Raw genomic sequence first — 20,798 nt, forward strand, 5'->3', positions numbered from 1 at the left:
AAGGGCATGTAGAACGCGGCGTCATAGCCGCCGTCAGGCATGCGTCATGAAAATAAGTATATGCAGTTTTGGTGACGGGCGTAAAGAGAACGACATGAAATTTATTCGTGCGCCGTTCGCGGCTTCCCAATCACAACCATCGCGGATTCGCGAACGGTCGTCATCGCAGGGATATACAATAGGGCGTTGTGACGTGGGATCATCACGCGCTGAAGGGAGACCCATGACTGACCGGACGAGGCCAAGCCGGCATGCCAGCATCGATCGCAATGTCGAATGGGTAGACACCGACGCCTCCGGCCACCAGCACAATTCCTCTGTCATGCGCTGGGTTGAGTCCGCGGAAGCGGAGCTCTTCCGGGCCCTCAACCTTCCTGATTATTTCCCGAGCGCACCGCGTGTACACCAGGCAATCAGCTACAGGGCAAAACTCTGGTTCGGCCAGCGCATCACGGCAACTGTCGGCATCCAAAAAATTGGCCGCACGTCCATGACCTACGCCTTTGAAGTGTTCGGCCATCCCCATCTCGAATCCGAAGGCGGAATCGCGGCGTTCGGCACGGTGACCGTGGCCCACGTCCCTTCAGGGTCCTTGACGGCCCAGCCCTGGCCGGCACACATGGTGGAAGCCGTACAGTCACTTCAGCTCACGACGCGGAACTGAACCATATAGGAGCGGGTAGGCGCTTCGCGTCATGAGAACGGCCCCGGCATGCATGCACGCCGGGGCCGTTCACAAATCCGACACAGTGTCGGTTTGCGGGGCCGGAAGAGCCACCGCCCGCAGAATCAGCGGTTTCCAATCACCGCAATCCCCTGGATCTCGATGAGAGCTTCCTTCTGCCACAGCCGGGTAACGCCAATGCCGGCCATCGCGGGATACTCCGAGCCCGCCATCTCGCGCCAGATCCGTCCGATTTCACGGCCGTTCGCCATGTAGTCGTCGACGTCGGTGAGATAGATCGTGACGCTGACCAAGTCCTGCGGCTGTCCCCCAGCCTCCGTCAGCGTTGTCAGAACGTTCGAAAACGCCTGCCTGAACTGTTCAACAATGCCGCCGGGCACGACATTCATGTCCTTGTCCAGTGCCGTCTGGCCTCCCAGATACACGGTGTTCCCGGCAAGGATGCCATGGGCATACCCGGATGGTTTGGAAAGCGACTGGGGGTTGACTGTCCTGTTGGTCACGGTGTGGTTCCTCCTGCATATGGGGTTGTCGTCGTTCGGGAAAAGAGCTCTTTTCAGATCCTCTGCATCGTGCTACCTTGAGCATATGTGACGACCGTAAAAAAGTCGACATATCTGATTGAAGGGAATTGGACGGATGAAACTGGCCACACTGCGTGCGGGCAAGCACACCACGGCGGCGGTACTTGTCTCAGACGACACTGCTTATCTGCCGTTGCCATACCCGGACGTGGGCACCATGGTCGCGGACCCGCAATGGCGCCGGACGGCGGGTTCCGTCGTATCGGGACAGCGTCATGATGCCAACAGCGTTTCGGCTTCCGCCGCCGAGCTGGCAGCCCTGCTGCCGGCGGCGGGCAAGGTGATTTGCTGCGGTCTGAACTACAGCGATCACATTCAGGAAATGGGCCGGGAACTCCCGGAATATCCCACCCTCTTCGCGAAGTACGCGGACACATTGACCGGGGCAGGTGACACGATCGACGTCGTCGGCAGTGAACGGGTTGACTGGGAGGCCGAACTGGCCGTCGTCGTCGGTTCCCCCTTATTCCGCGCAGATGAGGAACAGGCCCTGCAGGCCATCGCCGGCTACACCGTGGCGAACGATGTTTCGATGCGTGACTGGCAGAACCGCACCCTGCAGTGGTTTCAGGGCAAAGCCTTCGACGCCACCACCCCCGTTGGGCCGGTCATGATTACCGCCGATGAAGTCGAAGGCGATTTCGAGGTCCGCGGTTACGTGAACGGTGAACTGGTGCAAGCCGGAAACACGGGGACGCTGGTGTTCGGCCCCGCGAAGCTCCTCTCCTACATCTCCCACTTCACGGTTCTGCGGCCGGGGGACCTGGTCCTGACCGGCACGCCCGGCGGAGTGGGAATGGGAATGAACCCCCCACGCTTCCTGCAGGACGGCGATCTTCTCACAACCGAGATTGCAGGCATCGGACGCCTGGAGAACAGGATCCGCATCCATCACAACGACGGCCGTGCAACCTACAGCGCACCGGTTACTTCAACCGCAACAACCTAGGAGTGAACACCATGAGCAATACCACCACCGCGTACCTGACCGAGGGCGACAACTCCATGTACGCCGGAGCGGACGGCAAAGTCGTCCCGGTCGTCACCCGTGCAGGTGAGGAAGACACCAACACCGCCCAGTCCGGTGACTGCATCCGCGTTTCGGGCGTCTCCATCCAACACACTCCCGCCACGAAGATCTGGTTCGGCCAGGTATCGAACACGCCAGGATACCGTTCACTGCCCCACCACCACGGCGAGGCGGAAACCGGAGGGTACGTCCTGCGCGGGGCCGGTCGCATCTACTACGGCGAAAACTACTCTGAGTACCAGGACATGAAGGCCGGCGACTGGGTCTTCGTCCCCCCCTTCATGCCGCACGTCGAGGCCAACATGTCAGTCACCGAAGAACTCATCTGGCTCACCACCCGCACCCCCGAGAACATTGTCGTGAACCTCGAAGACGTCGCCGACGAGACCCTCGCCGACTACCGCCGGGTCTAGCCGCCATGCCCTCGGTTACGCCCACCGTCACGGTGCCCACCTCGGAAACCTTCCTCCGCGCCATCCAGCTCACCCACGTCCCGGCGCAAGTCAATGACGAGGCCTACGAAGCCACCACACAGTACGTGCCATGGCCCAAGTCCTATGGCGGGGACATGGTGGCCCAGTCTGCAGCTGCCATGATGCGCTCCGTCGAGGCAGACCGGACACTGCACTCCATGCACAGCTACTTCATGCGGCCAGTCGACGTCGGCGCAACCGTTCGCTACGAGGTGGAACGGCTGCGGGACGGCCGCGGCTACTCGACCCGCAGCGTCCGTGGCTACCAGAACGGCAAGACCGTTTTCACGGCCATGGGGTCCTTCCAAGTCCCCGAAAACGGTCCCGACTACCAGCAAGGCTCCCCCGCAGACCTCGCACCCGAGGCGCTGCGAAGCGCCGCAGAGGTGCTGGCGGGCGTCGACGGGCCCGCAGCCGAGTATTGGTCCACGGGACGCAGTTTCGACATGCGCCATGTTCCCGGTCCGGTGTACCTGGACGTCGAGGGAGGCCCCCAGGCCCACCAGGCCGTCTGGGTGAAGGCCTTCAACCGGCTGCCCGATGCAGCCACTGACCGCCTCACCGCTGACCTGCACCGGGCGGCCCTGGCCTACGTGTGCGATTACACGATTCTGGAGACGCTGCTGCGGGTCCGCGGGCTGCACTGGTCCTCGCCCGGGCTCAGCACCGCCAGCCTTGACCATTCAATGTGGTTCCACCGTGACGGACGCGCCGACGAATGGGTGCTCTATGTCCAGGAAGCCGTCTCCGCCCAACGCAACCGTGGCCTGGCCCTGGGCCGTTTCTTTGACCGGCAGGGGTTCCTGCTTGCCACCGTGGCCCAAGAGGGCATGATCCGATCTTCTTCCTGAGCCGGTTCCCGGACTCACATCACCATCTTTTGAAAGGAGAGGCCATGACATTCACATCATCGGCCCACGTGGACACCTTTACCAGGGACCACCTACCGCCGGCCAGCCTTTGGCCTGCGCTCGAGTTCACCCTTCCTGAGCTCCAGTACCCGGAAAAGCTCAATGCTGCGTCAGTGCTGATCGACGGCGGAGTCACCGCATACGGGCCGGACCGGCCCGCACTGCACGCACCTGACGGAACCACATGGACCTATGGCGAGCTCCAGCAGCGTGCGAACCAGGCCGCGCAGGTACTCACGGAGGACTTCGGCGTGGTTCCGGGCAACCGCGTCCTGCTGCGTGGGCCCAACAACCCGTGGCTCGTCGCTGCCTGGCTCGGAGTCTTGAAGGCCGGCGCGGTGGTTGTCACCACCATGCCGATGCTCCGCGCCCCCGAAATCAGCACGTTGATCGGGCTCACCAAACCGGTCGTGGCGATCTCGGATCACCGCTTCGTCGACGAACTGTCCGCGGCAGCCAGCGCCGACGTCAGCGTGCTGTCCTATGGAGGGGACGGTGTCGATGATTTTATCGCCCGCTGTTCTGCGAAAGACGGTCAATTCAGCGACGTCGAGACCTCCGCGGACGACGTCGCGCTCCTGGGACCCACATCAGGCACCACCGGCGCACCGAAAGTCACCATGCACTTCCACCGTGACATCCTCGCCACGGCAGACACCTTCGCCCGTCACATCCTCCAGCCCACGTCCGGGGATGTGTTTGCGGGATCACCTCCCATCGCCTTCACCTTCGGGCTCGGCGGTCTGGTGATCTTCCCGTTGCGTTTCGGCGCCTCCTCCCTTCTGACGGAGCGTGCCGCCCCGGTGGAACTGGCGGAAAACGCCGCCGCCGCCGGTGCCACCATCCTCTTCACGGCGCCCACGGCCTACCGCGCGATCCTCAAAGCCGGCCGCGGCGAACTACTCAGCCGCCTCCGGATCGCCGTCTCGGCAGGTGAGCACCTGCCCAAGGAAACATGGGAAGCCGTCCGCAACGCCACCGGGGTCCGCCTGGTGAACGGTATCGGCGCGACCGAACTGCTCCATGTGTTCATTTCAGCCGCCGGCGACGACATCCGCCCAGGCACAACAGGCAAGGCTGTACCCGGCTACCGGGCAGTGATCCTGGACGACTCAGGCATGGAGGCCGGGCCCAACCAGCCCGGCAGGCTCGCGGTCATAGGGCCCACCGGCTGCCGGTACATGGACGATGACCGACAGGCGAAATACGTCATTAACGGCTGGAACGTTACCGGGGACACTTTCGTGCAGGACGAGGACGGGTACTTCACCTACCAATCACGCTCGGACAACATGATCGTCTCCTCCGGATACAACATCGGCGCCCCCGAAGTGGAAGCAGCCATCGACCAGCACCCTGACGTCGTTGAAAACGCTGTCGTGGCACGGGCCGACGAGGAGCGAGGCAGCGTCGTCTGCGCCTTCATCGTCCTGCGCGACGGCGTCAATGCAGACGACGCCAAGCGCAAGGAGATCCAGGACTTCGTCAAGGCCACTATCGCCCCATACAAGTACCCGCGGGACGTCCGGTTCGTCGATGAACTCCCACGCAACCCCAGCGGCAAACTGCAGCACTTCAAGCTGCGCGACCGCCTCGAACACGAAAACGACCAGCTGGCCGGCGCAGCCGCCACCCAGCCGTAGAAGGAGCAAACCATGAAGATCGCAATCGTCGGAGGCGGCCCCGGGGGCCTGTACTTCGCAGCACTGATGAAGCAGTTGGACCCCTCCCACGACATCACGCTCTGGGAACGCAACGCCGCCACGGACACCTTCGGTTTCGGCGTCGTGTTCTCCGATGAGACGCTGGGTGGCATCGGCAACGCCGACCCGGTGGTTGCCGAGTACATGAGCCGGCGGTTTGCCCGGTGGTCCGACATCGACATCCACTTCCGCAACGAGACCCTCATCGTCGGAGGCCAGGGATTCGCTGCCATGAGCCGCACGGAACTGCTTGAGCTGCTGCAGCGCCGCTGCGCTGAACTGGGCGTGGACGTACGTTTCAGCACGCTCGCCCCGCCGATCGGCGAACTCGAGGCCGGCTATGACCTGGTTCTCGCCTCCGACGGCGTCAACTCGCAGATCCGCGCAACCTATGCGGAGTCTTTTGGCCCGAACCTTGATCCCCGGCCCAACAAGTTCATGTGGCTTGGCACGGACCAGGTTTTCGAGGCGTTCAAGTTCTTCGTCAAGGACACCGAATACGGCACCATGCAGATCCATGGATACCCATACTCTGAGGAAGGCTCCACCTTCATCGTCGAAATGTCCCCCGATGTGTGGGAGGCAGCAGGCTTCGACGAGACCGCTACCGACGTATTCGCCCCCGGCGTGTCCGACGAGAAGGCAATCAGCAAAATCCGCGACATCTTCGCCGAAGAACTCGCTGGACACGAGGTGCTGGCCAACAACTCCAAGTGGCTGAACTTCACCACGGTCCGCAACCGCAGCTGGCGCCACGGGAATATCGTGCTGCTTGGCGACGCCGCCCACACCGCCCACTTTTCCATCGGCTCCGGCACCAAGCTCGCCATGGAAGACTCCCTGGCACTGGCCGCGTGCCTCCATGAGCACCAGGACCTTGAAACCGCGCTGGCCGCCTACGAGACCGAGCGCCGTCCCGTGGTCGAATCCACACAACGAGCCGCTCAGGCTTCGCTGGAATGGTTCGAACGGATCGGACAATACAAAGGACAGGAACCCACGCAATTCGCGTTCAACCTGCTCACCCGCTCGCGCCGGATCACCCAGGAGAACCTGCGCCTCCGCGACCCGGAATTCGCCGGAGCTGTAGACAAACACTTCGCCGATTCCCAAGGCTTGCCTGACGTTGCGCCCGCAATGTTCCAGCCATACCGCATCGGCGGACTCGAGTTGAAGAACCGCGTCATCGTCTCCCCCATGGACATGTACTCCGCCACCGACGGCGTTCCGGGGAACTTCCATTTGGTGCACCTCGGCTCCAAAGCCCTTGGCGGCGCGGGACTGGTGATGACCGAAATGGTCTGTGTGTCACCCGAAGGACGCATCACGCCCGGCTGCTCTGGCCTCTATACAGACGATCAGCAGCACAGCTGGAAGTCCATCGTCGACTTTGTCCACGAACGTTCGACGGCAAAGATCGGCTTGCAGATTGGACACTCCGGCCGCAAGGGATCCACGCGCCTGATGTGGGAAGGCATCGACGAGCCCCTCGAAACCGGGAACTGGGAACCCGTCGGCCCGTCTGCGTTGCCCTACGGGGCCGGCAACCAGGTTCCGCGCGAAATCGACACCACCGGAATGGGCCGGGTGAAAGCCGACTTCGTAGATGCTGCCCGCCGCGGAGCAGAAGCTGGCTTCGACCTTCTCGAGGTGCACGCTGCCCACGGATACCTCCTGTCCTCCTTCCTTTCGCCAATCTCCAACCAGCGCACCGACGAATACGGCGGCAGTCTGGAGAACAGGCTGCGTTTCCCGCTTGAGGTCTTCGACGCAGTCCGCGCTATCTGGCCTGCGGACAAGCCGATTACAGTGCGGATCTCGGCGACCGACTGGATCGAGGGCGGCAACAACTCCGACGATTCAATCGGCATCGCGCAGGCATTCGTCGATCATGGTGCAGCCGGCATCGATGTCTCCACGGGTCAGATCTCCAAGGATGAGAAGCCGGCGTTTGGCCGCAGCTATCAGACCCCCTTCGCCGACCGGATCCGGCAGGAGGTCGCCGTACCGGCAGGAGTCGCTGTGATTGCCGTGGGGGCAATCTCCACCTACGACGATGTCAACTCCGTCCTCCTGGCCGGACGCGCGGACCTCGTGGCACTCGGACGCACGCACCTGTACGACCCGCAGTGGACACTACACGCGGCCGCTGAACAGGAATACCAAGGCCCTGGGTCTGAGTGGATTCCACAGTTCAGGGCCGGTCGCCGCAAGCCTCCGAGCGGCCGTACCGATGCCGTCCGCCCGCGGTTGTCCCTCCTCAAGGAACCTGATTCCATCGCACAGGACGGGCACCTGCGCTGGACCCCCGGCCTCTCCGCTGAAGAGGCCATGCTGACCCAATAGAACCACGTGCTGCCACAAGCGAACGGCTGTATGTGAAGAGCTTCCAAGTGCGGAGGCTCAGGACCTGCCGGCGTTTTGCCGGCAGGTCCTCAGCGAAATTGGACCGACGTTGGCTATTGCTGGCAGCGGAATCCCGCCACGTTGGATGGACGAGAGAGAACAGACGTATTGGAATTGTGGCCGAGGCCGGGCGCTCTTCCTTGTGCGTCCTGCGGGTTATCGAGCCCGCTGGCCGACAATCCCCGTCGATTGAGCAAACCCTTCACAGATGAACGGCTTGGCCTGCGCACGGGACGGCACGGCACGGCGACTACCGCGTGCTGTTCACCCTCGACGTGGAAGACCACATCCTTTACGTCCACCGCATCGAACGCCGTTCCGACGTATACAAGCCGCGTTAGCCGAACTCTTCGAGGAAGATCCACCGCTACAGCGCCTCTCCGCTAGCTCGGGCTGACGAAAGGTCGGATATCGGCGTCTTTGACCGGGGAGCAGGGGCAAAGGCCCCAAAATAGGGTCCCGGGCACGCGTTCAACGACGACGACAACCCTGACGCTAGAAGCGACCGCCACCACCCGCCGAGGAGACCGCGCGGCGGCGGGCCGCGTCCTGGGAGAGTGCCGATCCGCGTTGAACGATGAGCTTTGTTGCACTTTCATTTGAAGCAGGTCCGGGGTTCGACTCCCCTAGGAGACTCTCGCTTTCCCGGGCGGTGCTCAGACGACATTTGCTGCGCGGAAGAGAGTCGCTTCCTCGAAGGGGCGGCCGATGAGTTGGAAACCGATCGGGAGTCCTGTCCGGTCCAGTCCTGCGGGTACGGAGATGGCTGGCCTGCCGGTGAGGTTGGCCGGGGCTGCCAGGCGGACGTAGGCATCGGAGACGGTCTCTGTCGAGCCATCGGTCCATTCGAAATTTTCCTGGCCGATCAGGGCGGCAGTCTGGGGTGTGCTGGGTGTCGCGAGCATGTCGATGGATTCGAAGAGTGTGTTCCACTCGCGGATGATGATGGTCCGGGCCCTGAGTGCTCTGATGTAGTCGGTCGCGAGCATGTGGTCACCGGCTTCCAGGAGGATGCGCACGTCGTCGCCATAGAGATGCGCGACGGAGCGGAGCTCGTTCGCGTGGTACGCGCTTGCTTCTGAGACCATCAGGCCCCACTGGACCGGTTGGAAGAGTGTGGTGGAGGGAACGTCGACGGGCACGAGTGCCGCACCATGTTCCGCCAGGCGGTCGATGGCCGCGCGCGTCGCCGTCTCGACGTCGTCGGCTACCCGGTCGAAGAAGAAATTGCGGGGAACTCCAACTCGGATTCCCGTCAGATCGCGACCGATGAGGGCAGTGTAATCGATGGGGGCCCGGTGGACACTGGAGGGGTCTTCGGTATCAAATCCTGCCATCGCCTCAAGGAGGAGCGCGGCGTCGTTGACTGTATGGGCAAGCGGACCGACGTGGTCCAGGGACCAGGCTAGCGGGATTACACCGGTCCGGGGCACGAGGCCAAACGTGGGCTTAAGCCCGATGACGCCGGTCAGTGAAGCTGGTACCCGAATCGATCCGCCCGTGTCGGTTCCGAGTGCTCCGAAGACCATGCCACCGGCCAAGGCCGCCGCGGATCCGCCGCTTGAGCCACCGGGAATGCGGTCAAGGTCGCGGGGGTTCCGCGTCGATGGCGTCGTCAGACCGTAGGCGAATTCATGGGTGTGGGTTTTGCCCACGAAGATTGCACCAGCGGCCCGGAGTGAAGAGGTTACGGTGGCGTCGGAGGTAGCGACGCGTCCGGCCCTGACGCGCGAGCTGGCCGTCGTTTCGAGTCCTGCGACGTCAATCATGTCTTTGATGCCAAGCGGGATCCCGTGCAAAGGGCCAAGGCGGCGGCCGTCGGCAATTTCCTGGGTGGCTTCCGCCGCTTGAACCCGGGCTTGCTCCAGGGCAAGTTGAGCGAACGCCGTACTGGCCGGTTCATGATGGTGAATATGTTCGATTGCACTTTCCAGAAGCGTCGATGGCGTAAGTTCTCCGGCGTCGAAGGCCTGTTGGATGTCAGCGATCGAGCGGACGCCGCTGTCCATGACCGAGGAGTGTGGGGGGAACGTGTTCACGGCAGGGCCTCCGGGGTGATGGGTGAATGGGTGGGTGGAGTGTCGCCTAGGTCCAGACTCCGCAGGGGGTCAAGGACCGAGCTAATGTGCGTAATGGTCGCCGCTATCGCGGCATGTCGCTCCGACGCCGCCCCTAGCGCTGTGCGTTGGGTGTGCCGTCGGACATCGTCTTCGGTGTAGCTCGTGTCCATACCCGGTCCTGATAATGCCGCGGTCATGATGCCGCCTTGGAGTGACGGAGGATGCCTCCAAGTGCCATGGCCGCCAGGATGATCACGGCGCTACCGATAATGATGGCGGCCGGCTTGATTCCCCACAGGGAGGAAAGCAGGCCTGCGGCAATGGCCGGAAGGCTCGTTGCAAGGTAGCTGATGACGTAGACCGTAGCCAGCAAGCCGGCTCGCTCCCCGGCCTGGGCGAGGGGCAGTACTGTTCTCATGGCGCCTTGGAAGCCGGTGCCAAAGCCTATTCCGGCGATCACAATGCCAAGGAACAGCAGGACCGGTGCGCTCACAACCACTCCGAGCAGAGTTACCGCAACACCGGCGATGAGCGCGCCGGCCCCGATGATGAAGGCCCGGGCCGCCGGGGTCCTGCGGAAGGTAAACACGGCGATAGCTCCACTGAACGTGAGCGCGAAGACCAACCACCCGCCCACCATGGGTGACGTGGAGCCGGTCTGCGCCCGCGCCAGGCTCGGACCGAGCGACAGGATGAACCCGCCAATGGCCCATACCGCTATCAGGATCGGAGTCGCAACGACTAGTGCCCTGCGGGCAGCTGGTGGAACAACGGCGCTGAGTTTGAGCGACCCCAGGGCGCCGGGGCGCCGTTCCACCGTCTCGGGCAGGAACAAGGCAGTAACGAACAGCAGGGCGAACAAGATCATGAGGACAATGAATACGTCGGTCGTCGGGACGGCTACGGCAGTGGTCAGGGCTGCCGACCCAAGCGCGCCAACCGCCATGCCGATAATCGGAGCCACGCTGTTGACGAGAGGAGCGCGCCGGGGTATCAGATCGGCGAGTCCGGCGCCCAGAGCGGCAGTCGCCGCCCCCGTAGCGAGGCCCTGCAGCGCCCGGGCCGAGATTAACTCTGCCGCGTTGCTGGAAACAGCGAAAACTATCATGGCGACCGTCTCAAGGGCGAGGGCTCCAAGGATGACAGTGCGGCGGCCCAGGTGGTCCGACAACGAACCCACAACCAGGAGGGCGATCAGCAGGGCGATCGCATACGACGCGAAAACGACTGTAACGATCAGCGGCGTGAGATGCAGATGCTCCTGATAGATGGCATACAGCGGAGTAGGGGCGCTGGATGCGGCCAGGAACGCGATCGAGACCACGGCATTTACTGCAAACGCAATCCGTGGGCCCATCCGGGCAGGGAACGAGGCCCCCAGTGCGCTCGGACTGGAAAGGCATTCTGTGGTCATGTGAACCTCCTAAAAGCAAATTGTTTGCTTTCTCAAAGGTATTGGCCGATGGGGCTAAAAGCAAGTCTTTTGCGTTAGGATTGTTAAATGACGTCAATCACTGGCACCCGCCCTGGCGGGAGAAGCGCCCGCATCCAACAAGCCGTCCATGACGCTACGAAGGAACTGCTCGCCGCCGTGGGCCGTGATGAGCTCACCATTCCGGCCATTGCGACACGAGCCGGGGTAAACCCGACAACCATCTATCGGCGTTGGGGGGACCTCGCTGCCCTGCTCTCGGATGTCGCCGCCGACCGCTTTCGTCAGGCTGACCCTCCGGTTGAAACCGGATCCCTGGAAAGGGACCTCACCACCTGGTCTGAACAGTTCCTGGAAGAAATGGGCTCCGGCCCTGGCCGCTCCTACATCGCCGAAGTCCTGGCCGGGGATTCCACAGGAGACAATGCAGGCATCTGTGCACGTTACGCAGCAGAGGCAATCTCGACAATCGTCCAGCGCTTCCCACATCTTGGCCCGCCCAAGGTCGACGAGGTCCTCGACCATGTCGTGGCACCTATCCTCTACCGCATCCTCTTCACCAGCGAACGTCCCGCAACGGGCTACCCGACCAGCCTGGTCGCCCGCCTGCTCTCGGGTGCCGCGCCTCGGTGACCGACACGGCACGAGCTCAACCGCAGACTCATTGAATATCTAATGAACTATGGAGTTTCATTGGATGCGCGGCAGCTCGTGGAGACAGTCGACGCGCGAGTGGTGGGCGTAGGCATCTGATCTTGGACGACAGCCTCCGGGAAAAGGTACTTTGCTCCCCCAGGGCTCGCTCACCTGGCGGTCCAGGATTGTCCGGCCGATGTTCAGTAGAGCTCGATCATCGCGGTATTTACGACGCGCTGTGCCCGGTGCTGAGCCTCCCGCACGAGGCTCTTCAAAGTCACGAGCGCGTACGCGTTCGAGCAGTAGAACTTTGCCTCGCTGGCCCAGCACGTACTCGCTGGCGCCGAACATGGAACTCTGCAACCATGTGGTCACCGATACCCCGAAGCTGCGCAGGTCCTTGCGTAGCATCGGAAGGAACGCTGGCTTGGAGTCCCTCGCCTAGGGTGTGGATGCCTTGGCGGCGGATGCTGTTGACGTGGATCTCTCCCTCGCCGAGGAGGTCGGCGAGTCGCCCGCCCCTGGCTTCCACGGTGTGGGCGAGGAAACCGCGGTCTTCGTCGGGGCGGTGGTTGCCGCTGTAGTCGGTGTATCCCAGGAATTGGTGCAGGGTGCCGCGGTGGTCGGGGGCTGCGGCAGTACCTTTGAGAAGTGCGCGGCTGATGGGGCACTGAACGAGTCCGAAGTACTGACACGTTCTGCTGGGGTGGGGCTGATGTCCACGGTTTCGCGAAGCGCTTGCTCTTTGATGAGAAGGATGCTGATTAGTGCCAGTGTTGCGATGCCGCTGATGATGAGGAAGATCAGTGCTGTGCCGCTGCCGAAGGCGAAGCGGACGATCTCGCTCAGAGCCGGCGTGAGATCCCTGTCGGAGGAGCCGGGGGTGGAGGTTAGGGAATCATCGGGAATCCGGGCATCCCGGAGGCCCTCCGTAGTGGTGCGTGCCGTTCTGGTCGCGAGGATCGAGCCGAGGACTGCGACACCTACTGCGCCGCCGATGGTTCGGAAGAAGGCAATGGCAGCGCTGGCGGAACCAACATCCTTGAGGGTCACCGTGTTCTGGACGGCGAGCACGAGGTTCTGCATCAGGAGGCCGAGACCTGCGCCGAAGAGGAAGAGATACACGCCGACGGTCCAGAGCTCAGTCCTGTGGTCGATGGTGCCAGCGAGTCCGGAACCGACGACCAACAGGATTGCACCAGCCACGAGGAATCTCTTCCAACGGCCGAAGCGGGTGATCATTTGGCCGGAGAACACCGAGCCCATCAGATTTCCGAAGATCATGGGGAGCATGAGCAGCCCGGCTTCGGTCGCTGTGGCTCCCCGTGAGACCTGGAAGTACTGGCCCAGGTACGTTGCTGATGCCAACATTGCGACACCCACGGCGATAGACGCAACTATGGCGAGTGCTGTGGTGCGTTCGGTGATGATCTTCAGCGGGATGATCGGTTCGGCCGCCCTGGTTTCGACGACAAACAGGATACCGAGGAGCAGGGCGCTGGCGGCGACCATCAGGCCGCTCTGCCATGACACCCAGGCGAAGGTGTCCTCCTTGCCTGCGAAGGAGGTCCAGATGAGGAAGGTACTGACGCCAGCGGTGAGGAGCACTGCGCCCAGCCAGTCGATGCTGACGCGGCGCGGGTTGTAAGGGATCTTGAGCGTCATTTGAAGCAGGACAAGAGCGGCCGCAGCCAGAGGAACGACGACGAAGAAGGTCCAGCGCCAGCCCAGTGGTGAATCGACGATGAGTCCGCCGAGTACTGGCCCTCCGGCGGTGGCTGCGGCGATGACTGCGCCAAGATAGCCGGAGTATCTTCCCCGCTCACGAGGTGCGACCATGGCGCCAATGACAGCCATTGACAGGGCTGTCAGGCCACCCATCGCGATGCCTTGGATTGCCCGTCCCGTCAGGAGGACCGAGATGTTGTGTGCGAGCCCTGCGATGGTCGAACCGGCGACGAAGAGGACGATACTCAGTTGCACAAGCAGTTTTTTGTCGAAAAGGTCCGCGAGTTTGCCCCAAATCGGTGTGGTGACTGCGCCGGCGAGCAGCGCCGCAGTCATGACCCAGGCGAAGTCGGTCTGGGACCCGTTGAGATCAGTGATGATGGTCGGAAGGGCGGTGGTCACGATGGTGCTACTGAGGATGGCGGCGAACAGGCCAGCGAAGAGGCCCATGAGTGCTCGGAGTACCTGCTGCGCAGTCGTTGTGCTGCCCTTCTGCCCCTGCACATGCGAAGGGGTGGAGGTTGTCATTGTGATGCCTTTGGTAGGGGTTTCGAACGTTGACGCACGAGGGCTCTTGGAGCTATCGCCGGTCGTGTCGCATGAAATGTTCAGTGATGTGTTGGTGGGTGGAGGAGCGTTTCGAAATCCGGGCGGATTCTCGTCGGATCTGTCCCGTTGCGTGGGGAGTCTCGTACTGCTGTACCCAGCTCTCGTGCGGCGCGGTGTACCCGCTGTTCGAGGCTCTGTTCCGTACTCGAACCGGTTCCCCAGTCCTCGGGCGACGCGTAAATCGCCGTAGGGACGACCACGGCGCGGAGGTAGCTGAACAGGGGGCGCATTGCGTGCTCGAGCATGAGTGCGTGACGTGGGCTTCCTCCTGTTGCTCCCATGAGGACAGGGATGTGCGCGAGGGCCGTGCTGTCGACGAGGTCGAAGAAGGACTTGAACAATCCGCTGTAGGACCCGGAGAACACCGGGCTCACCACCACCAGGGCATCTGCCTGGGTAAGGCGATCAACCACGGAAGAGAGCTTCGGCGCGGGGTAGCCTGTGATGAAGTTGTTAGCGATATCTAGCGCGTGATCGCGCAACTCCACCGTTTCTACGTCAACTGAAGTATCTGGTGAACTGAGTTGGGCCTTGGCCGCTTCAGACAGCTGGTCGGCGAGCATCCGGCTTGAGGAGGGCTCACCCAAGCCTGCAGTCACTACCATGAGCTTTCGTGTCGTCATTACTACTCCATCTGTTAACTAATTTATGTTGTCGGCCACGTACTTGAACGGTGTCGCGTGATGGTTCATTCCCTGCAGGTGCGGTCCCGGGCAGGGGAATATCCTGAGGGCTCCATCAGTTACGTGGCTGGCAACCAAATTTGGAATGGAATCCCTCCAAGCGCAGCCACCACTGTCGAAGGAAGGGATGAACTTGATAGGAGAAATTATGCAAATAGGCATTTTCAGTGTCGGCGACCGCACCGCAGACCCTGCAACAGGTCGGGCCCCTACTGAACAGGAACGCATCAAGGGGACCGTTGAGCTGGCGCTTCGGGCCGAGCAGGCCGGCCTTGACGTGTTCGCGACCGGTGAGCACCACATTCCTCCCTACGTCACGTCCTCACCAACGACCCTCCTCAGTTTCATCGCGGCAAAGACGAGCACCTTGAACCTGTCGACCTCAACAACCCTGATCACCACGAACGACCCGGTAAAAATCGCCGAAGACTATGCGATGCTTCAACACCTGTCGGATGGGCGCCTTGACCTGATGCTCGGACGCGGCAACAGCGGTCCGGTCTACGGGTGGTTCGGGAAGGAAACCCGCGACGGCATCAGCCTGGCGGTCGAGAATTATGCCTTGCTACGCCGGCTGTGGGACGAGGAGCGCATCACATGGGAGGGGAAGTTCCGCACTCCGCTGCAGAACTTCCAGTCCACTCCTCGGCCTCTGGGTGGCAAAGCCCCCTTCGTATGGCACGGCTCGGTGCGCAGCCCGGAAATCGCCGAACAGGCCGCCTACTATGGAGACGGGTATTTCGCGAACCACATCTTCGGCCCTCCGCAGCACACCGCGCGCATGATCGATCTCTACCGTGACCGATTCGAGCACTACGGACACGGCACGGCGGACCAGGCCATCGTCGGCATCGGTGCACACGCATACATCCGCAAGAACTCACAGGATGCTGTCCGTGAGTTCCAGCCCTACTTCGACAATGCGCCGATGTTTCCCGGCGGGTCAGCACTGTCCGACTATATGGCGCAAACCCCCACTATCGCCGGAAGCCCACAGCAAGTCATCGAGAAGACCCTGTCCTTCCGGAGTTATACAGGAGGCGTGCAGCGTATCCTGTTCGCCCTCGAAGTCGGGGGAGTCCCCCTGAAGACCGCACTCGAGCAGATCGACATGCTCGGTGAACACGTTGTTCCTGTCCTCCGGAAAGAACTCGCGTCCACACCAGCCTAGTCATACCCGAGCGATCGGCTGCACTACGGGAGCAGGCTCCTATCTCCTCCAGCCCGCGCGCCAAGACCTCACCTTCAGGAGCGCGTCGGACAGTAGGGATGAGAGCGCGGAGAACACGCAGGCCTTGCAATTCAACCCGCTGCTATATGCGACCTAAGAAGTGCGCTCACCCGCGAACCTCTGCGGCGGAACGCCTGCTCTCAGAACAAGTACGTCGGCAACGAGTACGCGAACACAAGGAATAGAACAACAACATTAACGGCTATATACGTGGCCGGCAACATTATCGATGTCAACGCAAGGAAAAATCATGAATACCAATCGAGTAGTACTCATCACCGGCGCCGCAGGCGGAGTGGGCTCCGTTCTTGTTGAGCGGTTTTTGAGCAATGGCGACACCGTCATCGCCACTGATGCCCGCGAAGACGTCCTGTCGGAATGGCGTGAGCGGTGGGATGCCGATGCAAAACTCTTCACCACTGCCGGCGACGTCTCCGCCGACGAGGATGTAGCCCGCCTGGCGGAGTTCGCCCGAACGAACGCAGGGAGGGTCGATGTGCTGATCAATGCGGCTGGATACTTTCCTTTCGCCATGGTGGAGGACATCAATTCCGCTTTATGGCGCCAGATCCTTGAGATCAATCTCACCGGGACCTTCCTTGTCACCCAGGCGATCCTGCCCCTCATGAAGGAGCAGGGCTCGGGGCGGATCATCAACTACGGCTCCGGATCAGTGTTCGACGGTGTTGCCGGCCAAGCCCACTATGTCGCTGCGAAGGCAGGAGTCATTGGCTTCTCCCGGTCACTGGCTAGGGAAATCGGTGGCTATGGAATCACCGTCAACGTCATCACCCCAGGACTCACCGTCACTCAGGCGGTCCGCAGCAGCTTTCCGGAATCGATCCTTCAGGCGCAGCGCGATGCTCGCGCCCTCCAGCGCGACGAGGTTCCCGAAGATCTCGTCGGGCCTACGTTCTTCCTCGCCTCTGATGATTCCGCCTTCATCAGCGGACAAATCCTTAACGTAGACGGCGGCGCACACATGTACTGAGCAGCCCGTGAACCTGCATTGGAGACTGACTTGTGAGACTTCGGCAACGAGCCGTGGGGAATCACCTATCCACAACGACCGGATTCCCGTGAGTTGTTTGGGACCGGTAGCTCGGACACTTACGCAGTTAAGGAGTGCGAGTGCTCGTACACGGCAGCTACTTGGACTAGCGTCGCTTCGTCAAAAAGCCTGCCTACCCAGCTGCACTCCCAGCGGGAGGCCTTGCCTGTCTTTGCCAGCGGGAACGGACAGGCGAGGGTAGTCAGGTAGTCCGACGTCGAGAACGGAACGAGCCATAAGACCGACGTGGTCCAAGGACCACGAGAGTGGCGTGACGCCGCTCCTCGATACCAGTCCGTACTCGGCTTGAGCCCGACCACGCCGCAGAGTGCTGCTGGCACCCGAATCGCCCCTCCGGTATCGGTGCCGAGTGCTCCCGGCACCTGGAATTCTGCGAGGGCGGCCGCTGAGCCTCCACTAGAACCGCCTGCCACATGATTCGTGTGGTGAGGGTTTCTGGTTGAGGCGTCGTGAGGCCGTAGGCAAGCTCGTGTGTATGCGTCTTGCCGATGATGACCGCCCCATCACGGATGAGAGAGTCGACAGCGTGCGCTGGTACGCGGAATACGGCCCTTGTGAACTTTCGAGCTGGAGGTTGACTCGAGGTCTTGGACGTCGATGACGTCTTTGATCCCGAGCTGGACTCCCTCGAGTGCCCGGGGTTGCCCGTCGCTCAGCACCCTTCGCTCCGAGGCTCGCGCCTGGGCAAGAGCTGCGTTCCTGTCGACGGTTGCAAAGGCGTTGATACGCCCATCTGTTAGTTCGATGCGTTCGAGGATGGACTCGGTCATGTCCACCGGGGATAAGTCATGGGCAGCGATCGCCCGTGCTGCGGCAGAAAGAGTCCGACTGACATGGGAACTCCTGTAGGTAAAAGCGAAGTCTTTGCTTTTACTACCGTAGGAGACCGATGCCACTAAAGCAAAACATTTGCGGTAGCATCTTGATATGGCTGTCGAAGGTCACGCCCGGAGGGCGTAGCACGCGGATTCAAAAAGCGGTGCACCAGGCGGTGAGCGAGCTTTTGGAGTCGACCCCACGGGCGGAGCTCACCATTCCGATGATTGCCGCCCACGCGGGGGTAACACCGTCAACGATCTATCGACGGTGGGGCGACCTCCCCCGACTGCTCTCCGATGTTGCGACTGAGAGGTTGGTCGTCGACGATCTCGCACCGTCGACCGGCGACCTACGAGAGGACCTGCGTAGTTGGGCAGCCCAGTTCCTTGAGGAAATGGCATCCCGAATCGGGTCGGCAATACATCAGCGACGTCCTTGCTGGAGACGATTCAGGGTCTAATGCCGGTGCGTGTGGCTTCGGCCGAATCTCAGCTGGAGCAACTCCTCGCACGGCTCGACGACACGAGTTTCAGGACTCCCCTGTTGATGGACCATTTGGTTGCTCCAATGATGTATCGCATCCTGTTCAACCAGGACAAACCATTGGATGGGTTCGCTGAGCATCTCGTGGACAAGGTCTTCACGCTGCAGGCCTCCGCGGCACCCCAAAGCGCGCTCGCAGGTTCTCAGCCCAGCAGCGAACCAGCCGGAAAGTGACCCCCTGCCGCCAGGCCGAAGGGTAGCGGTGCCCGGCTCGCTGCTTGTGGTACCGCTGCCCGGGCGTACGGACGGGCACATCGGATTCTACTTTGAGGCGAGCAACGTTTTCATTGCCGGCGACGCATTAGTCACTGGGCACCGAACGCTACACGCAACGGGCCCCAATTGCTGCCAGCGATGTTCCATCATGATGTAGTCCGAGCTCGTCGGGCCCTTCAGCAACTCCATCAGCTTGGGCTTGTAAATGTCCTGCCGGGCACCGCACTGCACTCACCTCGGCCCTTATACCCTACTGTTCCTGGCCCTGGTGGGCTGTTCAACAGCAGCCTCCACAGACCAGCCAAAGCCCCCGCTGCCTCCCAATCCGCTCCCGCACCCGCCGCCTCAGCATCCCCGCAGGGCGACCAACCCGAAATGAAGCCCGAAAGCGCGCCAGCGGATCCGACCCTTGTAGGCCCCAAGATACTGTCGAGATCTTCGACGGCCCAGCGCCGACGCCTCTGGCACCCGCCGGTGACCGGTCCAATGCCGCCGACGCCCTTCCGCTCGACGCAACTCCTCAGGCTGATGCCGCGGTCACCAGTCACCACACGGGAGGCTTTTCCCTATACCGCATCGACACCGACAGCGAATTCCTCGACCACCACGCGTGTAGGAGACTGTGCCGTGAAGTGGCCTCCGCTTCTCGTAGGAGCCGCCGCCAAAATCTACACGGAGAACGTCGACGCCAGCCTTATCGGGTACGTGGAACGGGCCGACGGGACCTGCCAGGTCACGATCGGTGGCTGGCAAGTTTACTACTTCGCCGGGGACAAAGCCCCCGGCGAATCCCGGGGCAAGGAGTTGGCGGCACCTGGTTCGCCATCGACGGAACAGGCAAGAAAGCAACCGAACTGGCCGCACCTTCCGGCGCCCCGACGTACTGACAAGCGGTTCTGGTTCTCCGTATGTGGGGGTCGGTGCCAAGGTGTCAGGGTGTGAGTGTGCGGTCTATCCATGAGTCGCGTGCGGCGGTGGCGGCCAGTGATAGTTGTGCTTCGGGTGCTGCGCCGTCGAAGATGTGGAATCCGCCGGCCCAGACGTGCAGTTCTGCCTGGACGCCGCTGGCCCACAGTGCTGTCGCGTAGGTGACGTCTTCATCGCGGAACACCTCGGCGGAGCCGACGTCGATGAACGCAGGCGGCAGGCCGGTCAGATCGGTGGCGCGTGCTGGCGCACTGTAGATGTCGACGGAGGAACTGCCGCGGCGGTCTCCGAGCAGTGCGTTCCAGCCCGTGTCGTTGCTCTCACGGCTCCATGAACCCGTTTGGGTGTACTGGTGGCTGGATACCGTCGCATCACGGTCATCGAGCATCGGGCTGAGCAGCATCTGAGCGATCAGTGCCGGGCCCTGGCGGTCGCGGGCCAGCAGGGTCACTCCTGCAGCCAGGCCTGCACCGGCGGAGGTGCCGGCAATCAGAATACGGTCAGGATCCACGCCAAGGCTTTCGGCGTTGTTGACCAGCCAGAGCAGTCCGGCGTAGGCGTCTTCTACCGGGCCTGGTGCAGGGGTTTCGGGCGCGAGCCGGTATTCAAGGGACACGACAACAGCTCCGTGCTCGACGGCCCAGTCCAGGATGTGTCCGATGCCGGTGAAGCGATTGCCGATGATCATCCCGCCACCGTGCAGGAAGTAGATGGCCGGCGCTGACTCGTTCCTTTGCGCCGGTGTGAACACCGATGCGATGAGCTCACCGCCTGTGCCTGTGATGGTGTGTTCCTGATGGGTGATGGGGCGGACGGCCAAGAGGTCATCGAGGGTTGGTCCGAAAGGGTTGGCTCTGAGGAAGCCGATCATGTCGGCTGTGACCGTAGTGGGCAACGGGCTCGCGTCCAGTAACTCAGCGAGTTCAGGATCGTACGGGGGGCGAACGGGTGTGGTGGTCATGATTCATCCTTCTAAACGGTCGATGGGATTCAAGGGCTGACAGGGTCAATACAGGTAACGCGGATAACGCAGGTGACGCGGTGGCTAGA

At 62.1% G+C, this 20,798-nt stretch carries 18 protein-coding genes and 2 pseudogenes; 11 read left to right on the plus strand and 9 right to left on the minus strand.

From position 1 onward, the window contains the following. Window positions 1–223: 223 nt before the first annotated feature. Complete coding sequence (locus QFZ30_RS11350; protein WP_307076240.1) at window positions 224–664, plus strand: acyl-CoA thioesterase; 441 nt, start codon at window positions 224–226, stop codon at window positions 662–664. A gap of 125 nt (window positions 665–789) precedes the next feature. Here QFZ30_RS11350 and QFZ30_RS11355 read toward each other — a convergent pair whose 3' ends face one another. Beyond that, window positions 790–1,188 (minus strand): RidA family protein, encoded by a 399-nt coding sequence (locus QFZ30_RS11355; protein WP_307076243.1) that lies wholly within the window; start codon window positions 1,186–1,188, stop codon window positions 790–792. Window positions 1,189–1,324: 136 nt separating this feature from the next. Between QFZ30_RS11355 and QFZ30_RS11360 the strand changes: the two genes are divergently transcribed. Genes QFZ30_RS11360 through QFZ30_RS11380 form a run of 5 tightly spaced genes read left to right on the plus strand, consistent with a single transcriptional unit; the run spans window position 1,325 to window position 7,732 of the window. Further along, on the plus strand, window positions 1,325–2,218 hold the full coding sequence (locus QFZ30_RS11360; RefSeq protein ID WP_307076245.1) for a fumarylacetoacetate hydrolase family protein: 894 nt from the start codon (window positions 1,325–1,327) through the stop codon (window positions 2,216–2,218). An 11-nt stretch (window positions 2,219–2,229) separates the two neighbouring features. After that, window positions 2,230–2,712, plus strand: coding sequence for a cupin domain-containing protein (locus QFZ30_RS11365; RefSeq protein WP_307076248.1), 483 nt, complete (start codon window positions 2,230–2,232; stop codon window positions 2,710–2,712). Window positions 2,713–2,717: 5 nt separating this feature from the next. Beyond that, window positions 2,718–3,623, plus strand: a complete 906-nt coding sequence (locus QFZ30_RS11370; protein WP_307076250.1) for an acyl-CoA thioesterase — start codon at window positions 2,718–2,720, stop codon at window positions 3,621–3,623. A gap of 44 nt (window positions 3,624–3,667) precedes the next feature. Then, window positions 3,668–5,326, plus strand: coding sequence for an AMP-binding protein (locus QFZ30_RS11375; RefSeq protein ID WP_307076252.1), 1,659 nt, complete (start codon window positions 3,668–3,670; stop codon window positions 5,324–5,326). Window positions 5,327–5,338: 12 nt separating this feature from the next. Further along, window positions 5,339–7,732, plus strand: a complete 2,394-nt coding sequence (locus QFZ30_RS11380) for a bifunctional salicylyl-CoA 5-hydroxylase/oxidoreductase (RefSeq protein ID WP_307076254.1) — start codon at window positions 5,339–5,341, stop codon at window positions 7,730–7,732. 716 nt (window positions 7,733–8,448) lie between these two features. On the opposite strand, the gene QFZ30_RS11385 is transcribed toward QFZ30_RS11380, so the two are convergent. From QFZ30_RS11385 to QFZ30_RS11395, 3 genes are read right to left on the minus strand one after another with little or no spacing between them, the layout of a single operon-like run. Next, entirely contained in the window at window positions 8,449–9,831 is a 1,383-nt protein-coding gene (locus tag QFZ30_RS11385; RefSeq protein WP_307076256.1) for an amidase, read from the minus strand. Next, a complete protein-coding gene (locus QFZ30_RS11390; protein WP_307076258.1) occupies window positions 9,828–10,049 on the minus strand; it encodes a hypothetical protein in 222 nt (73 codons plus the stop codon). The genes QFZ30_RS11385 and QFZ30_RS11390 overlap by 4 nt, the downstream gene beginning before the upstream one ends. Next, window positions 10,046–11,266, minus strand: coding sequence for an MFS transporter (locus QFZ30_RS11395; protein ID WP_307076260.1), 1,221 nt, complete (start codon window positions 11,264–11,266; stop codon window positions 10,046–10,048). Before QFZ30_RS11395 ends, QFZ30_RS11390 begins: the two co-directional genes overlap by 4 nt. Before the next feature lie 87 nt (window positions 11,267–11,353). On the opposite strand from QFZ30_RS11395, the gene QFZ30_RS11400 reads away from it, so the two are divergent. Continuing rightward, a complete protein-coding gene (locus QFZ30_RS11400; RefSeq protein ID WP_307076262.1) occupies window positions 11,354–11,917 on the plus strand; it encodes a TetR/AcrR family transcriptional regulator in 564 nt (187 codons plus the stop codon). A 280-nt stretch (window positions 11,918–12,197) separates the two neighbouring features. On the opposite strand, the pseudogene QFZ30_RS22020 reads toward QFZ30_RS11400, so the two are convergent. From QFZ30_RS22020 to QFZ30_RS11410, 3 genes and pseudogenes are all read right to left on the minus strand, one after another. Next, window positions 12,198–12,479 (minus strand): annotated as a pseudogene (locus QFZ30_RS22020) (hypothetical protein); the annotation flags it as partial. Next, window positions 12,362–14,176 (minus strand): MFS transporter, encoded by a 1,815-nt coding sequence (locus QFZ30_RS11405; RefSeq protein ID WP_307076264.1) that lies wholly within the window; start codon window positions 14,174–14,176, stop codon window positions 12,362–12,364. The pseudogene QFZ30_RS22020 and the gene QFZ30_RS11405, both read right to left, overlap by 118 nt. Window positions 14,177–14,256: 80 nt before the next feature. Continuing rightward, window positions 14,257–14,880 (minus strand): FMN reductase, encoded by a 624-nt coding sequence (locus tag QFZ30_RS11410; RefSeq protein ID WP_307076266.1) that lies wholly within the window; start codon window positions 14,878–14,880, stop codon window positions 14,257–14,259. A 208-nt stretch (window positions 14,881–15,088) separates the two neighbouring features. Here QFZ30_RS11410 and QFZ30_RS11415 point away from each other — a divergent pair, with 208 nt between their 5' ends. Then, window positions 15,089–16,111, plus strand: a complete 1,023-nt coding sequence (locus QFZ30_RS11415) for a CE1758 family FMN-dependent luciferase-like monooxygenase (protein WP_307080205.1) — start codon at window positions 15,089–15,091, stop codon at window positions 16,109–16,111. Window positions 16,112–16,421: 310 nt separating this feature from the next. Beyond that, window positions 16,422–17,162 carry an SDR family NAD(P)-dependent oxidoreductase gene (locus tag QFZ30_RS11420; protein WP_307076267.1) on the plus strand — a complete coding sequence of 247 codons (741 nt, stop codon included), beginning with the start codon at window positions 16,422–16,424 and terminating at the stop codon, window positions 17,160–17,162. 119 nt (window positions 17,163–17,281) lie between these two features. Here the strand turns inward: QFZ30_RS11420 and QFZ30_RS22025 are convergent. Then, window positions 17,282–18,013: pseudogene (locus QFZ30_RS22025) on the minus strand (amidase family protein). A 616-nt stretch (window positions 18,014–18,629) separates the two neighbouring features. Here QFZ30_RS22025 and QFZ30_RS11425 point away from each other — a divergent pair. Both QFZ30_RS11425 and QFZ30_RS22030 read left to right on the plus strand, forming a co-directional pair. Further along, a complete protein-coding gene (locus QFZ30_RS11425) occupies window positions 18,630–18,779 on the plus strand; it encodes a hypothetical protein (RefSeq protein WP_307076269.1) in 150 nt (49 codons plus the stop codon). Window positions 18,780–19,349: 570 nt separating this feature from the next. Continuing rightward, a complete protein-coding gene (locus QFZ30_RS22030) occupies window positions 19,350–19,763 on the plus strand; it encodes a COG4315 family predicted lipoprotein (protein WP_373462892.1) in 414 nt (137 codons plus the stop codon). Here the strand turns inward: QFZ30_RS22030 and QFZ30_RS11430 are convergent. Further along, on the minus strand, window positions 19,753–20,709 hold the full coding sequence (locus QFZ30_RS11430) for an alpha/beta hydrolase (RefSeq protein WP_307076271.1): 957 nt from the start codon (window positions 20,707–20,709) through the stop codon (window positions 19,753–19,755). The genes QFZ30_RS22030 and QFZ30_RS11430 overlap by 11 nt on opposite strands. Window positions 20,710–20,798: the final 89 nt, after the last annotated feature.

Origin of the sequence: Arthrobacter pascens, from assembly GCF_030815585.1 — a bacterium.
In the GTDB taxonomy this organism is placed as follows: Bacteria; Actinomycetota; Actinomycetes; order Actinomycetales; family Micrococcaceae; genus Arthrobacter; species Arthrobacter pascens_A.